Source organism: Rhizobium sp. CFBP 8762 (genome assembly GCF_014841565.1).
Lineage (GTDB): Bacteria > Pseudomonadota > Alphaproteobacteria > Rhizobiales > Rhizobiaceae > CFBP-8762.
This window is the reverse complement of record NZ_JACYUD010000003.1, coordinates 368,618-383,785: the sequence shown is the minus strand read 5'-3', so window position 1 is coordinate 383,785 and position 15,168 is coordinate 368,618. Positions and strand designations below refer to the sequence as shown.

The window sequence follows — 15,168 nt, the reverse complement described above, 5'->3', positions numbered from 1 at the left end:
GCATGGGTATTAAACAGAAGAGTTTATTTGCTTTATTCATGGTATTGTTTGAGCGCGCGGCTTTTAATCGAAGGCTTCATTGATCTAAGAGAGCGCACTTCACATAGACAAGGCCGATACGGAGACCAGCCATGCGCCACCAATTTACCGAATCCTTGAAAGAAGCAATGAAGGCCAAGGACACGCGGCGTCTGGCAACCGTGCGCCTGATCAGCGCTGCGATCAAGGACCGGGATATCTTGAACCGTGGCCAGGGCAAGGACCCGGTCAGCGATGATGAAATCCTGCAAATTCTGGCCAAGATGATCAAGCAGCGCGAAGAGTCCGCCCGCATCTATGCCGAGGCCGGGCGTGATGAACTGGCGACACAGGAACGGGAAGAAATCGACATCATCAACGGCTTTCTGCCGGAGCAGATTTCTGAAGACAAGGTGCGCGACATTTGCGCTGCCGTGATTGCCGAAATCAACGCACAGGGGTTGCGCGACATGGGTAAATGCATGGCTGTGCTGAAAGAGCGCTATCCCGGCCAGATGGATTTTGCCAAGGCATCGGCTATTTTGAAAGAGCTTTTGAAGTAACATGCGGTTTTCGCCCACATTTCTCGATGATATCCGCGAGCGCGTTCCCATTTCGAACGTGGTGGCGCGGCGCGTTACGTGGGACCGCAAGAAAACCAACACGTCCAGGGGCGACTACTGGGCCTGCTGCCCCTTCCACGGGGAAAAGTCGCCGAGCTTCCACTGCGAGGACCGCAAGGGCCGCTACCACTGCTTTGGCTGCGGTGTTTCCGGCGACCATTTTCGGTTTCTGACCGAACTGGAGGGCATGAATTTCCCGGAAGCCGTGCAGACCATTGCCGATATGGCAGGCGTTCCCATGCCGCAGCCGGATCGTCAGGCCGAACAGCGTGAGAAAGAACGCACAACCCTGCTGGATGTCATGGAACTGGCGACGGCGTTCTTTCAGGATCAGTTGCAAACGGCAGGCGGTGCCAAGGCCCGCGCGTACCTGCGGGACCGTGGTCTTAATGGCCGTACCATCGAGACCTTCCGGCTGGGCTACGCGCCGGAAAGCCGCAATGCGCTGAAAGAATATCTGGCGGGCAAGGGTATCCCAAAAGATCAGATCGAAGCGTGCGGACTTGTCGTGCATGGGCCGGATATTCCTGTGTCCTATGATCGGTTTCGTGACCGCATCATGTTTCCTATCCTGTCCTCGCGCGAGAAAGTTATTGCCTTTGGTGGCCGTGCCATGTCCGCGGATGCGCCAGCGAAATATCTGAATTCCAACGAGACTGAGCTGTTTCACAAGGGCAATGTTCTCTACAATTTCACCCGCGCCCGACGAGCATCGCAAGGGGCCGAAGGGGCGGGCACCATCATCGCGGTTGAAGGTTATATGGATGTCATCGCGCTCCATCAGGCCGGTGTGGAAAACGCGGTTGCGCCCTTGGGAACGGCGCTGACGGAGAACCAGTTGGACCTGCTGTGGCGCATGACGCCAGAACCGGTGCTGTGCTTTGATGGGGATGGCGCAGGCATTCGTGCAGCCAACCGCGCCGTCGATCTTGCCTTGCCGCATCTGAAGCCCGGTCGTTCCGTGCGCTTTGCCATGTTGCCCGATGGCAAGGACCCGGATGATCTGGTGCGGCACGAAGGGCGTGCACCGTTTGACAAAGTTCTGTCCATGGCTCGGCCCCTGGCCGAGATGCTCTGGCTGCGGGAGGTGGGAAGCGGCGATCATTCCACCCCGGAAAAGCGCGCAGAACTGGAAGCCCGCCTGAAACAGCTAACAGCGGTGATTGCGGACGAAAGCGTGCGCCGCCATTATGGGCAAGATGTGCGTGACAGGCTTAACCGGTTTTTCCAGCCGCAGGCGGGGCAACGCAACTTTCAGAGCCGTGGCAATTTCGAACGCGGTGCCAAAGGTGGACAGGGTGGGGCAGGTCTGTCACGCGGGGGACCCGTGCGCTCTCCCGCAGTATCGGACAGGCTGACCCGCTCGGCGCTGGTGCAGGGCAATCAGGCGCTGCCGCCCTTGCGCGAAAGCGTGCTGGCGCTGACCATCGTCAACCATCCGCAGCTTCTGTTTGACGAATATGATGAGATTTCGGCCATTGAATACGAGAACCGGGATCTCCAGCGCTTCTGGTCTGCAGTTCTTAATGCCGCAACCGGCGGTGGCCCGAAGCTCACCCGAGACCGGTTGATCGAGCAACTGGAGGCGGAAGGGTTTGGCGACATGATGCAGTCGCTTGACCGGCAAATCCGCTATGCCCGGCTATGGACGGCGACAGCGGCTGCCGCGCAGGAGGATGCGCGGGAAGGCTATCTCCAGGCACTGGCGTTGCACAAGCGCACCAAAGCCCTCTTATGGCAGCGCCGCGAACTGGAAAGCGAACTGGCCTACGCCACCGAGCAGGGCGACGACATGGCTGTGCCGCATATTTTGCGCAGTCTTGAAGAGGTGCAGTTGGAAGTGACGCGACTGGAAAATCAGGAGGCGATCATCGATGGATTCGGGCTGCTGTCAGGCCGTATCAAGGGACCGGCTACCGGCTGAATGGTACCGGTGCCCTTTTTGGCGCTCGGATGATCTTGCCTTTTATAGTCTGGCTCCCTACATCAGGCAAGAATTGGGCATGGCGGAACAACCGTATAATTGGTCTGTGGGCCGATTTTTCGCCCGAAAAGCTTGACGGAATTGAAAAATCTGGGAATCACCATTGCTGATATCAAGGGTGACAAACATTGCGGTGGATCGGCGTAACAAGGACGCTGGAGATTTCCCAATCCAGTTTGCCATCCGATTGTGCGGCAGTGCTTCCTGTGGTTAATCAGGAATTAAATAGTATCCCGTTAGGTCACGGGAAATGATTCGCGGCGAATGTTTGGGAGCGTGTAGCTTCATCAAGCTTGTACTGCTCAAACATTGGACGCGTCAAGGAAAGCGACGAATAGATGGCAACCAAAGTCAAAGAAAACGAAGAAGCAGAAGCTGAACGCGAAGGCGCGACGGATGGCCCGCTTCTCGACCTTTCGGATGACGCGGTCAAGAAGATGATCAAGGCCGCCAAGAAGCGCGGCTATGTGACCATGGACGAGCTGAATGAAGTTTTGCCGTCTGATCAGGTGGACCCTGACCGGATTGAGGACATCATGGCCATGCTGTCTGAAATGGGCATCAACGTCGTTGAGGACGAGGAAGCGGAAGATACCGCTGAAAAGCCCGAGGAAGACGACAGCGATTCCGACGGTGAGAGCGAGGGCGGCGAGCTTGCAGCCACCGGCGGTACTGCGCTGGCGACCGCCAAGAAGAAAGAGCCGACCGACCGCACCGACGATCCCGTCCGCATGTATCTGCGCGAAATGGGCTCCGTGGAGCTGTTGTCGCGTGAGGGCGAAATTGCCATTGCCAAGCGCATCGAGGCTGGCCGCGAAACCATGATTGCAGGGCTCTGTGAGAGCCCGCTGACCTTCCAGGCCATCATCATCTGGCGTGATGAGCTGAATGAAGGCGCAACCTTGCTGCGCGAAATTATTGACCTTGAAACGACCTATTCCGGTCCGGAAGCCAAAGCTGCGCCGCAGTTCCAGAGCCCGGAAAAGATCGAGGCTGACCGTAAGGCTGCCGAGGAAAAGGAAAAGACCCGGCGCGCGCGCGTGAGCGAAGACGACATTACCAATGTCGGCGGCGAAAACATGCCTATGGAGGAAGAAGAAGAGGACGACGACGAGTCGAACCTGTCTTTGGCCGCCATGGAAGCCGAACTGCGCCCGCAGGTGATGACCACCCTCGACCTGATTGCGGAAACCTACAAGAAGCTGCGCAAATTGCAGGACCAGCAGGTGGAAGCCCGTCTGGCCGCCACTGGCACGCTTTCGCCTGCGCAGGAGCGCCGCTACAAGGAACTGAAGGACGAGCTGATTACGGCCGTCAAGTCCTTGTCGCTGAACCAGAACCGTATCGATAACCTTGTTGAGCAGCTTTACGATATCAGTAAGCGCCTGATGCAGAACGAAGGCCGTCTGTTGCGTCTTGCCGAATCTTACGGTGTGAAGCGTGACTCCTTCCTTGAGCATTACAGCGGCGCCGAGCTTGATCCCAACTGGATGAAGTCCATTGGAAATCTGGCTGCGCGCGGCTGGAAGGAATTTGCCCGGAGCGAAAACGGCACGATCCGGGATATCCGTCAGGAAATTCAGAATCTGGCAACGGAAACGGGCATTTCCATTTCCGAATTCCGCCGCATTGTCAGCATGGTTCAGAAGGGCGAGCGCGAAGCCCGTATTGCCAAGAAGGAAATGGTGGAAGCCAACCTTCGTCTGGTCATTTCCATCGCCAAAAAATACACAAACCGTGGTTTGCAGTTCCTTGATCTTATTCAAGAAGGCAATATCGGCTTGATGAAGGCCGTGGACAAGTTTGAGTATCGACGCGGTTACAAGTTCTCGACCTATGCGACATGGTGGATCCGTCAGGCGATCACGCGCTCGATCGCCGATCAGGCGCGCACGATCCGCATTCCGGTTCACATGATCGAAACGATCAACAAGATCGTTCGCACATCACGCCAGATGCTGCATGAAATTGGCCGCGAACCGACGCCTGAAGAACTGGCCGAAAAGCTCGCCATGCCACTGGAAAAAGTGCGCAAGGTGCTGAAAATCGCCAAGGAGCCGATTTCGCTGGAAACCCCGGTGGGTGACGAAGAAGATTCGCACCTTGGGGACTTCATTGAAGACAAGAATGCGCTGCTCCCCATCGATGCGGCCATTCAGGCGAACTTGCGTGAAACCACCACGCGTGTTCTGGCATCCCTAACCCCGCGTGAAGAGCGTGTTCTTCGCATGCGTTTCGGCATCGGTATGAATACGGACCATACGCTGGAAGAAGTGGGCCAACAGTTCTCGGTTACGCGTGAGCGTATCCGGCAGATCGAAGCCAAGGCTCTACGGAAGTTGAAGCATCCCAGCCGTTCACGCAAGCTGAGAAGCTTCCTCGACAGCTGATGTCTTGAATGTCCCGAAAAAAGCCCGCCACATCATCGATGCGGTGGGCTTTTTTGGTCGCTAATGAATACTTGCTGAACGCAGCATTCTGTTCACATTCAAGAAAGCGACGGTATATAAGCTTCAGGAAACGACGGGCCCGCTTTTGGACTTTGCCGCTATCCTTGTGGTTTGACGCATTCTATGGATACGAAAGCAATTGCGCTTTTCGCAGAATGCTATTGGAGACGGTCAATGAAACATAAGATCGTACATTTGGCTCTTGCTGCCTTGGTTGGCGTGAGTGCGGCTGTCACGTCGTCAGTTCCGGTGTTTGCACAGAGCGTATCTGTGGCCTCGAATCTTGTGATTGATGTACAGTACCGCGATGATGGTTTTGACGACGACTGGGGCCGGGGCCCGCCGCCACCGTTCTTCGAGGGCGGTCGCCCTGTTCGGCCTGACTATGACCGCCCACCACCGCCGCCGCCGCCGCCGTATTTTGAAGGTGGCCGTCCCATTCGTCCCGGTTATGGCGCACCGCCACCACGGTTTGCAGGGCGCGGACGCTGCGAAGGCTGGCTTGCAGAAGACAAGGCACGTGATTTCGGCCTGCGTCGTGCGCAGGTAATTGACGTTACGCCCCGGCGTGTCGTTGTGGAGGGCTTCCGCCGCGGTGGCCGGTTGGTAACCATGTCATTTGCCAATGTGAGAGGCTGCCCCCCGCTGTTCTGATAAAAGGCCCCCTTTCGGGGGCCTTTTTACATGACGATTATTTTGCTTCGAGTTTAAATGTCATGGAAACCGAAACGTCATAGGCGTTTTCGCCAGCGGCGATCGGCGCTGGTGCCTTGGCATCAGCCATCTGCGCGCGGGCTGAAAATGCCACGGGGATCGGGGGGGAACGGAAGCTGTTCTCCGAAATCGTCAATACCGGCCCGAGCTTGATACCTGCGGCTTCGGTCAGTTCTTTTGCCTTGGAAATGGCATCTTCGACCGCTTCCTTGCGCGCGTCACTGAGCGCCTTTTCAGGATTGTCATTGGTGAACTGAATGCTGCCGCCCTGGTTCACACCGAGCGTCACGGACTTGTCAAGCAATTCTCCGAGCTTCGTTACATCGCGCACACGGACGTTCAGCGTGTTGCTGACACTATACCCGATCAACTTTGGCGCTTCGTTCTGCCCGTTGTTGTTGTCGGGGTACTGATACTGCGGATTGATGGCGAAATCCGAGGTTTGCAGATCACGCTCCTGAATTCCGTCTGCTTTCAAAGCGGTAAGGATATCGCCAACGGCCTTGCTGGTCCCGTCCATGGCTTCACGCGCCGTTGCCGCGTTGCGCACAACACTGAGCGTAACAAGCGCCATATCCGGCGCCATTTCCGCCCTTCCTTCCCCGGTTACAGAAATAACCTGTGTCGAATTGTTCGGTGCATCCTGCGCGACGGCCGATGATGCGATGACGCAAAAGGCAACGGCACTGACAAGACGGTACATTTGTGAACTGGACTTCATGCGGTAACTCTCCTTTGATCTGCATAATTGTTATCGCGTTTGAATATGTGATGATTACGGCAGACTTGTTTCACACATGATTTTCGGCTAGAGCCTGAGCCGTCGCTATTTTACCATTGGATAGCGGCTGGAATTTTTCCAAGGGCCTGTAGCTCAATGGTTAGAGCCGGCGGCTCATAACCGCTTGGTTGGGGGTTCGAGTCCCTCCGGGCCCACCAGTTCCTACTTTTACCCTTGTTGTAGCCGGACGCGGAATTTGTCAATTTTGACACTTAAAATGTCAGTTGTAGCGTGACACGCAAAATCGGTGTAGCGTGACACGCAAAATCGGAATTTTGACACAAGAAATCGGAATTTTCAGAATTCTGGCGGACGTGTCAAAAGCTTTGTTGTAGCAGGACGCGAACTTTGTCAATTTTGACACTAAAAATGTCAGCTGTAGCCGGACGCGGAATTTTGCAGTTTTGACACCAAGATTTGCAGCAACATCTCCATAGCTAAAATAGTTTTTAACAGTTTTGCATTGTGCCATCGTAGCTACACGCCACTTCTTAAAATTGGCTCTGACCCTTTTCTACATGCAATGGTCATCTAGTTTGTGGACATGTTTGGAGTGAATAAGGAGGGAATTTATGCCGCTAAAAACACATGAAAATTTTAACAGCCCAGATGGCACTACTCGCCTATGGCGATGTAGCCGGACGCTAATTTTGTCAATTTTGACACCGAAAATGTCAGCAACACATTTTTGTCAATTGATGGTGTTCGGGCATCACGTTTATTACGCTCTAACTTGTAAGACCCTCTCAAAGGCATCTCCAGTAACCTTTGAAATCGCTGGCTTCGAAAAGTTTGCCATTGTCCTCAGCGGCCGTAGTAGCGACACCGTCCATTATCGTCTCTGACAATTACTGTTCCAACGTATATGAGTTATGTCATACATATCGCAGCCATTAGCAAATGGGCCGTGACTTAAAGGACAGACCATGACGATATATGAAGGCGGCACCGCTGTCGTAACTGCATCCTATCCAAAAGACTTCGAAAGATGCCAAATTCTGTGTGAAAGCATGGACCGTCGCTTGCAGGGTAATTGGACCCATTACCTGCTTGTTGCGAGCAGTGATGTGAAGATGTTCAAGCAGCTAGAAGGCGAACGTCGTGTTGTTGTAGACGAACGAGAGCTGCTTCCATGGTGGATTATCGCACTTCCAGAAGCACTAGCCTACCGGGGAAAACGCCGGTGGTTGACGCCGTATTCCCGCCCCAAGCGGGGCTGGCATATACAGCAGTTAAGACGCATGGCCTTTGCCCGCTACGCTACTGAAAGAACAATGCTGTTTATTGATTCAGACGTGATGATGGTTCGTGAGTTTGATCCGGCGTTTTTGTGGGTGAATGGCAGCTTACGGCTTTATCGCGAAGACACGAAGATAAGCATCGACCAGTATGGGTTTATAAAGTGGGTTAATCACGCCTCCCACCTGCTCGGGTTGGACGCGCCGCCGCTTCCCGCACACGATTATGTCGGTACGATTGTCGCATGGGATGTCGAGACCTGCCGGAAATTGTTGGACAGTATTGAAGCTCGTCATCAATGCCACTGGGTACGAGCGATGCTTGCTTCCAGAGAGTTTTCGGAATGCATGATCTACGGTCGTTTTGTAGACGACAGTTTGGGTACTCAAGGGCACTACCGAACAAACGAGGCCTTGTGCCATGTGCTATGGGATAATCAGACTGTTCCGATGAACGAGACGGGTATTCGGTCTTACTTCCGACAGATCGCACCCCATCAAGTAGGAATAGGGGTGCAATCGTTCTTAAATTATAGCGCTCGCGATATTCAACGGATAGCACTTGAAGAATTTGGGTAGAGCAAGACTACGCTCAGTACAAATTCAAACCATCCTCACAGTGGGCAGCTTTGAGAGTTCGCCACGCATACGCCGCAGCCAGAGAGACCACTCCGTTACCGGCTGCGTCGGATCGGTCCACCCGATCGGCCAGCCCATGATCCAATCCGAAAAGTTCGGGTTGAAGGTCAGGTCTGTGGTCGAGGATCGGGCTCCAGCGTTCAAACTCAAATGGAGCGGGCGCGAAGACTGGAAGCTGAAGGGCTTCGTCGGCCGGGCTCCGCAGGCTTTCATCAGCAGCCAGATGTGCGTCCACACGCGCGCAGCCTTGCCCAGGCCGAACTGCGATCCGCCCGCCGCCGCATCGTCGCGCATCCGGAAGCAGTCGTTCACCAGCTCCAGCTCGATCTTCGTGCAATAGAGGGACTTTGTCGGCGTGGGCCACAATGAAGAGCCGCCGACGCTGGTGGGATGCGCCGACTTCTGCCGCGCTGAACAAGCCCGCTTTGATGCTAAAGCCCAGGCGGGCAAGGTCTGCGAAGACTGCATCGGCGCCCAGGGACATATGGCCTTCGACGTTTTCGAAGAAACACCATTCGGGTTCAAGCTCTGTGATGATGCGGGCAATGTGAGGCCAGAGGTGGCGGGGATCGTCTTGTCCGAGCCGTCGACCGGCAAACGAGAAGGGCTGGCAGGGATAGCCGCCAGTGAGGATATGAACCTTTCCACGCCAAGGGCGGCCATCGAAGGTGGTAACATCATCCCAGACAGGCGCGTGATCCAGGGCCTTGTCTTCCATCCGCGCCACCAGCACGCTTGCAGGGAAGGCTTCCCGCTCGACGTAACACACAGTCTTGTATCCGGGTTCTGCGATGTGCAGGCCGAGTTCCAGTCCTCCCACGCCAGCGCAGAGCGCGATGCCGTGGAGAGGTTCGGAGTTGGCAGAGTAGTGGGCGGTAAAGCCGTCAACGGGATGTAGAGCCACACGAGTGTTTCCTTTGCGGCTGCTCGTGGCAGTCGGTCAGGGGCTCGGTGTCCTGTGCGGGCAGTGGCCTCAAATGATTGAACGTGCCGCAACGGCGGCACTTGATTTCGATATCGTTGGCAATGGCTCCATGTCCAGCCTTAAACAAAAGGGCTGAACATGAGCCGCACCTGATATTCTTCATTGTGTCATTCTCTCGACTCAGTCACTAAGAGCCCGCCTTGCAAGGCACGGGCGTGACAGTTGTCTTCTTGCGCTGTCGGACGGGAGCTGTCGCCAAAACTACCCCCGTCGCTTGGTGCGTTCCTCGCGCACCGGCCGCCCGGTTCGTCAGATATTATCAGCCGGCCATAATGCTGCGTTGCTTGCAAAGTCGTGAGGAATTGGATTCATTTCTTTGATGATCCACGACGCCTGATAGACTTGCGAAACCCAGGCCAAACCCTTTGAAACCAATTCCATCATTTGCGCAGGCGTCAACAAATGTACGACGTCATTGGCATCCCGAAACGTCATTACTGGCTTTTTAATGCCAGCAGCAACCAGATCACGGGCGTTATCCTTTAGCGCCAAAAGATTGGTCTGGTCCTTTTCCCGGCCCTGTACGGGAATAGCACCGATTGTGCCAATCATGACACGGACGCCAGCGGCTATGCGTTTGTCGCGCTCAAGTGTTACATCGGCTGCTTTGACGGGTACGCGGGACAGGCTACTCCCGTTCCATGCCAGACCGACCCCGATGGGTTCGGTCGAGGCGAGCACTTCCATGTCGTATGGGGCAAGCTTCGATGGATCGCTATCGGTGTAGAAAACGATACCCTGATGTACGGTGGCATAGTGCGGGTGTTTTGCAGCACCGATCATGGCACCGCCGTTGTCGTACTCGGCTAGTTCCTTGATAAGGTCGTTCCAGCATTTACCCTCTTCATTGCGGTAAAACAGACCCTGTGGGAAATCTGCCTGCCAGGTCGAGTTTTCCTTTGTTGGTTTGTACCGGCTGAATATTCCAAGCGATATTATGGTCATTCGTTTGATAGTCCTACCCAGTTGCCATTCACGAGGATTTGCAGTGCGCCAACGAGTTGCCGTCCGCGGCCGCCATTATCGACATCAACGGCCTGAACGACGAAACCACCAAAATCTGCCTCGTAGGTCGCATCCTGCCATGAGCGTGATGTGCAACGAATACGATCGGTTCGGGTTCGCCAGCTGATATCGTTGTTATGCTCGGCGCGCGTAATCAGCCATTCACCGATCCAACCTCGGTTTTTGAGCCAGAGATTGCCGTCATCGGCAAGCATATGTGAATCTTGGTGGTTGTCTTTGTTTCTGACACAAAAATATCCGCGATCGTTAACGAATATAATTTTGTTCATCACGCCAGCCCAAAACAATTGAAGTCCGGGATTGGTGCCAGCAACGTAAAGAGCTGTTTCGTAAGCTCGATTCAGAAAATTAGTCGGCCCGGTGATGTTTCCTCCCGTTTTATCGAACTTCTGCCCGATCTGGCCCGCTATCGTATTCGCAAAATTAGGGTCGTTACCGAGCGCCGCAGCCAGTTCATTCAGCGCATCGAGTGCGCCAGGCGCTCCATTGATAACGCGGTCGATAACGGCTTTGACACCGGCTGGCGTTACCGCCCGTGTTCCATCAATACCGGCCTTGGCCTCGTCAACCGTTGCAAGTTCCACCATGCCAGCCGCGTTGACGGAAGCGGCCAGTGTGCGAAGCTCTGCTTCCGACTGATACAGACGATGCCACTCGGTCCAGACGTTTTCATTCCGACTACGTCTAAAGGTGCGTGTGTTGTTTGCATCGTCGCGGTTAAAGCCATGAACGGTTTGTGTTACCCAATCATCTTGGTGAACCTCGACGTGACCCAGCCACCAGTCACTATCAGGCGCATTGGCCGCGTTGACACCTCGATACCAGCCATTGGTTTTGGCAAGGTTCCAGTCGGAGATAAACGTTGCATAGGGTCCAATCGAGCCCAGATCGGACAGATTGGCCTTCAGGGCCAGTTTTGCAGCCATGGTTGCGGCAAAGTTCGGGTCACGTCCCAAGGCTTCGGCAAGTTCATTGAGGGTATCCAACACCCCCGGAGCACTGTTGATCAACGCATCGATAGCCGCCTTCAGGCCGGGAGGCGTGACGGCCAACAAGGCATTTGACCCGGCCGTTGCTTCCTCGATCGTCGCCAGTTCCACCACCCCTAGGCGGGTTTCGGTTGCGGTATCGGGTGCCTTCTCCAAAATCAGTTTAGCGATAGCGTCAGCCAGTTGTGACCAGACATTGGCGTCCGGCGTGATCCTGGCGCGCGTAATCACGCTCAGGATTTCCTCCTGAATCATATTCAAAAACGCGGCATTGACCTCGGTTCCCTGCAACCCGGCTTCAAGGTTCTCGTCACGAAACCCGCGTCGTCCCTGACCGATGTCGATTGTTCCGCTGGAATTGATGCGATCCATTATGTGGCTCCGTAGCTGAAGACGAGTGTGGTGTGGGCGGGCTTGATGCGGCGCAGCTCGCATTCAATGCTCGATAGCGAGAATGTGCCGAGCCGATGGGCGCTGACACTGGCCCCCGCCCGAAACTTGGTTGTGACGGTCAGGCCCGGAATGTTGACGCGCCAAACGAACTGCGAGCCTTCAGGGCGCAGCCGCTGACCGGCGCGAAGTCCGCTTGCGCGCGATGGCCAGAACTCATCAATCGTTACGCTCACGCCGAGCTTGGCGGCAACCGAGATCATGTAAGGGATCGACTGCCCGCCCGTTGCTGTCCAGCGTTGATGTGCCAGACGCTGGCGCTCGATGATGGTCAGGCTGGCGGTATCGCGTCCGCAAGGGTCGGGTCCAAGTACACGCTCGAAGTCAGCCAGCAGTCCATAGGCGGTGCGCGGATCGGCCTCGTCCATCAAGGTTTGCGCGTGGCTTTCCGTTGTTGCCAGTTGTTCGGCCGTGGCGTTCAACAGTGTGTCGATCACGCCATCACGGCCGCCAAGCGCAAAGCCCGTTGGAAGCTTGTTAATGAGGCTTTGAAGGATGGTTACAACGGTGCGCGCCATCAGTCTGCCCGCTCAAAGGTGATGGCTCCGGCCACCGGAAACGCAGTGCGTTCCAGCCGGAACGGGGCAGATGGAGAAATCAGGTCGTGACCGTATTCGCCACCAGCGGCTGAAATCGCCTCGGAGATCCGCGAGGGTTCAATGAGCGCACCGATCGGGCCAATATTGCGCTCGTCGTCCTCGTCGCCGAGGGTAGCGATAAAGCGCGACCAGGCGTCGATGACGGCGCGCCGCGTTGTCGTGGTATCGGGTCGCAGCCGAACGGTGAGGTTCAACGTTTCCAGAACTCCGGGAACAACGACCACATGGGCCGTGACGGGGCGAACACCGCTGGCACTGCCAGGGCGGCCGAGATAGTCGGCAATGGCGTTCAGTTCTTCTGCTGTTGGAACACGGCCTGCACCATCCTCGTCGCGCATGACCACGACAATGCCGACAGAGCCGCGCCCGATCCATTCCGGCACGACCGCAATCGCCTTGATGGCAAACATGCGTTCAAGCCAGGCGAGATAATCAAAGCCAGCGCCGCCATGGGGCCGCTGACGGATACGGCGCAAGGTCGCCGCTTGCAGCTCGTCTGCGGTTTCCTCGTCAGTGCCACCGGCAAGCCCGGGTTTATCAACCGTTACCCGCGTGATGGACGGATAGGGAGCAAGCGGCGTCAGGCGAATGCCCGGTTCCAGATTGCCAACACTGCCCGAAAGCACGGCGCGCACCTCAACGGCAACCGAACCAGCGGGCGAGATAACGGCAGGCTTGGCCGTGACATAGATTGCGCCATCCGATGCGGTGAGTTCGATGCCCTGCGGCAGGGTCGTGTTTGCCACGCCTTCAATCAGGACGGTGCCACGCGCAAACGTCGCGGTGCGCTGGTCAATGCCCCAGATCGAAGCATGACGCAGAATGTATTCTTCCTCGGCCGTATCGACAAAATACTGCCGTGCCCACCATGCCTGGTGATCGTGGACCTCCCGCACCTCCAGTGCAATGGCCCGTCCGATCTGGGCAAAGACGCCGGTAACCGAGCGTACGGCGCGCGAGACAGCAACAGGATCGAGATCGGCACGAACGCGGGTTAGACCCGCTTCCAGCGAGCCCGCCAAACGTTCCGATATCTCTTTGGCGGTTGGGATCGTCCAGGCCATGGCGTCAGCCCTCCATCCGGCGCGACAACGTCAGCTCAGTATCAAGCACCTGAATGCGGTAACGCAGTTTGTCGCGGTCGATCCATTCAACCTTGACCTCGGCCGGGGCGCCGGTCTCGTCCTCGACCCAAGCGAGGCTTTCTTCCAGCCAGAACTGATAGAGAGCGCGGGTTGTTTCTGTCGCCTTTGCCCGATCAAGCAGCCATGTCTTTGTGCCGGTTAGCGCGCCGAACGGATCCAGCGCATCACCGATGCAGCCGCGCCGCTCGCAGAAGCTTGCCGGTGCTAAAAACTGCGACCGGCCTTCGGGCAACGGATCATCAGGCCCGGCGCGGCGGTCAAGGCCGATCGACAACAGCATGGCGGGAAGCGGTGTCTCGTCAATGACCAGATCGCAGTCAGCCCCAAGCGCCAGATCGCACCGGCGCGTTTGGGGGTCGTATGTCAGAGCGAGATCGAAGAACATGGGCGCGATTATATCGCGCGCGTAAGGAAAGCGTCATGCCCGCGTAAGCGGGTTGACTCAGCTTGAAAATATAATGCGAGAAGCTTAGCAGGCTGGAACTGCTAGGAGGTTTAATGGATGCATCGGAGCTGCTTTTTCGTACTTGGTTCATCCAGCCTTGTCGCAGCGACAGGCACCAGCAGCATTTGTAGTGGCTAACGTAAAACCACTTGTAGAACTCCTACAAATTGCGTCAAATAGATATTCTCTAGGGGGGCAAGCATACATGACAGAAATAGAATTCCCTGCACTCTTCGTTACAGCTGACGCAGCTTCAAACCAGCAGCAGTGCTATTACCTCAACTTAGTACGGGGAGAGTACGGGCTACTTTTTTTTGCTGCTTGCTTAACTTTAGTAGAATCTGAAAATCCGGTGTTCTTGGCGATTTACGCTTTCACCTTTGTTGCATCGTTAGTGATTTTGGCTTGGCGGGCACATCTTCGACCAGAGCAAGGGTGGTACAAGTCGAGAGCCCTCGCTGAATCGGTGAAAACCCTTAGCTGGCGCTACGCAATGCGCGCTCATCCATTTAATGACGCGGAAACTGCCGTTGCGACAAAGGATTTTCGCGATACACTGGCATCACTTTTAAGAAGCAACAAACAGGTTGGCGAACATTTAGCGAGACTAGATGCAACCCGCCCTCAAATCACTACTACAATGTCAGCAATGCGCAACAGCGCACTGTCCGACCGAAAAGCCTATTACCTTGCTAGTCGAATCACCGACCAGAAGGAATGGTATAGCCGTAAAGCGAAGGTCAATAGCTTAGCCGCGAAACGATGGCAGTGGATCGGCGCTGGCTGTTATATAGTTGGGGTTATGCTGGTACTGCTGCACGTCAAGTTTGTTAATGTGACCTTTCCAGTTGAGCCAATTATTGTAATGGCGTCGGCTGTATTAGGGTGGATGCAAATTAAAAAATTCAATGAACTGGCCTCTGCCTATGCGTTAACCGCACACGAAATCGGATTGGCGGAAACTGTAATCACAGATGCAGAGACTGAGCAGGACTTTAGCAAGGCAATAAACGAAGTTGAGCTAGTTTTTTCTCGGGAACATACCCAATGGATAGCTCGGCAAACGGCAGGGGAGTGAGAGC

At 55.5% G+C, this 15,168-nt stretch carries 14 protein-coding genes, 1 tRNA gene and 1 pseudogene; 7 read left to right on the top strand and 9 right to left on the bottom strand.

Annotation, left to right across the window (positions count from 1 at the left end):
- Positions 1-131: 131 nt before the first annotated feature.
- The 4 genes from IFT84_RS10435 (at position 132) to IFT84_RS10420 (ending at position 5,729) form a co-directional block, all read left to right on the top strand.
- Positions 132-581 carry a GatB/YqeY domain-containing protein gene (locus IFT84_RS10435; protein WP_192119044.1) on the top strand — a complete coding sequence of 150 codons (450 nt, stop codon included), beginning with the start codon at positions 132-134 and terminating at the stop codon, positions 579-581.
- Position 582: 1 nt separating this feature from the next.
- Positions 583-2,565, top strand: a complete 1,983-nt coding sequence (gene dnaG / locus IFT84_RS10430) for a DNA primase (RefSeq protein ID WP_192119042.1) — start codon at positions 583-585, stop codon at positions 2,563-2,565.
- Between the two features lie 398 nt (positions 2,566-2,963).
- Positions 2,964-5,015: an RNA polymerase sigma factor RpoD gene (gene rpoD / locus IFT84_RS10425; RefSeq protein ID WP_192119041.1), complete on the top strand. Its 2,052-nt coding sequence runs from the start codon at positions 2,964-2,966 to the stop codon at positions 5,013-5,015.
- A gap of 345 nt (positions 5,016-5,360) precedes the next feature.
- Positions 5,361-5,729, top strand: coding sequence for a hypothetical protein (locus IFT84_RS10420; protein WP_342212860.1), 369 nt, complete (start codon positions 5,361-5,363; stop codon positions 5,727-5,729).
- Between the two features lie 37 nt (positions 5,730-5,766).
- Here the strand turns inward: IFT84_RS10420 and IFT84_RS10415 are convergent, their stop codons facing one another.
- Positions 5,767-6,510: an SIMPL domain-containing protein gene (locus IFT84_RS10415; RefSeq protein ID WP_192119037.1), complete on the bottom strand. Its 744-nt coding sequence runs from the start codon at positions 6,508-6,510 to the stop codon at positions 5,767-5,769.
- Positions 6,511-6,652: 142 nt separating this feature from the next.
- Between IFT84_RS10415 and IFT84_RS10410 the strand changes: the two genes are divergently transcribed.
- Both IFT84_RS10410 and IFT84_RS10405 read left to right on the top strand, forming a co-directional pair.
- Positions 6,653-6,728, top strand: a tRNA-Ile gene (locus tag IFT84_RS10410).
- Positions 6,729-7,496: 768 nt separating this feature from the next.
- Positions 7,497-8,387 (top strand): DUF6492 family protein, encoded by an 891-nt coding sequence (locus IFT84_RS10405; RefSeq protein ID WP_192119035.1) that lies wholly within the window; start codon positions 7,497-7,499, stop codon positions 8,385-8,387.
- Positions 8,388-8,411: 24 nt separating this feature from the next.
- On the opposite strand, the gene IFT84_RS21700 is transcribed toward IFT84_RS10405, so the two are convergent.
- The 8 genes and pseudogenes from IFT84_RS21700 to IFT84_RS10370 form a co-directional block, all read right to left on the bottom strand.
- Positions 8,412-8,759 (bottom strand): hypothetical protein, encoded by a 348-nt coding sequence (locus IFT84_RS21700; protein ID WP_342212861.1) that lies wholly within the window; start codon positions 8,757-8,759, stop codon positions 8,412-8,414.
- 94 nt (positions 8,760-8,853) lie between these two features.
- Positions 8,854-9,267, bottom strand: a pseudogene (locus tag IFT84_RS21695) (DNA cytosine methyltransferase); the annotation flags it as partial.
- Between the two features lie 64 nt (positions 9,268-9,331).
- Positions 9,332-9,535, bottom strand: coding sequence for a Com family DNA-binding transcriptional regulator (locus tag IFT84_RS21765; RefSeq protein ID WP_192119031.1), 204 nt, complete (start codon positions 9,533-9,535; stop codon positions 9,332-9,334).
- Positions 9,536-9,681: 146 nt separating this feature from the next.
- Positions 9,682-10,377 (bottom strand): DUF4376 domain-containing protein, encoded by a 696-nt coding sequence (locus IFT84_RS10390; protein ID WP_192119029.1) that lies wholly within the window; start codon positions 10,375-10,377, stop codon positions 9,682-9,684.
- The gene (locus IFT84_RS10385) at positions 10,374-11,819 is read right to left on the bottom strand and encodes a pyocin knob domain-containing protein (RefSeq protein ID WP_192119164.1); all 1,446 of its coding nucleotides are present in this window, start codon (positions 11,817-11,819) and stop codon (positions 10,374-10,376) included. The genes IFT84_RS10390 and IFT84_RS10385 overlap by 4 nt, the downstream gene beginning before the upstream one ends.
- Positions 11,819-12,415, bottom strand: coding sequence for a YmfQ family protein (locus IFT84_RS10380; RefSeq protein ID WP_192119027.1), 597 nt, complete (start codon positions 12,413-12,415; stop codon positions 11,819-11,821). Before IFT84_RS10380 ends, IFT84_RS10385 begins: the two co-directional genes overlap by 1 nt.
- The gene (locus IFT84_RS10375) at positions 12,415-13,560 is read right to left on the bottom strand and encodes a baseplate J/gp47 family protein (RefSeq protein WP_192119025.1); all 1,146 of its coding nucleotides are present in this window, start codon (positions 13,558-13,560) and stop codon (positions 12,415-12,417) included. Before IFT84_RS10375 ends, IFT84_RS10380 begins: the two co-directional genes overlap by 1 nt.
- A gap of 4 nt (positions 13,561-13,564) precedes the next feature.
- A complete protein-coding gene (locus IFT84_RS10370; RefSeq protein ID WP_192119023.1) occupies positions 13,565-14,026 on the bottom strand; it encodes a phage GP46 family protein in 462 nt (153 codons plus the stop codon).
- Positions 14,027-14,291: 265 nt separating this feature from the next.
- On the opposite strand from IFT84_RS10370, the gene IFT84_RS10365 reads away from it, so the two are divergent.
- Positions 14,292-15,164, top strand: coding sequence for a DUF4231 domain-containing protein (locus tag IFT84_RS10365; protein WP_192119021.1), 873 nt, complete (start codon positions 14,292-14,294; stop codon positions 15,162-15,164).
- Positions 15,165-15,168 lie beyond the last annotated feature (4 nt).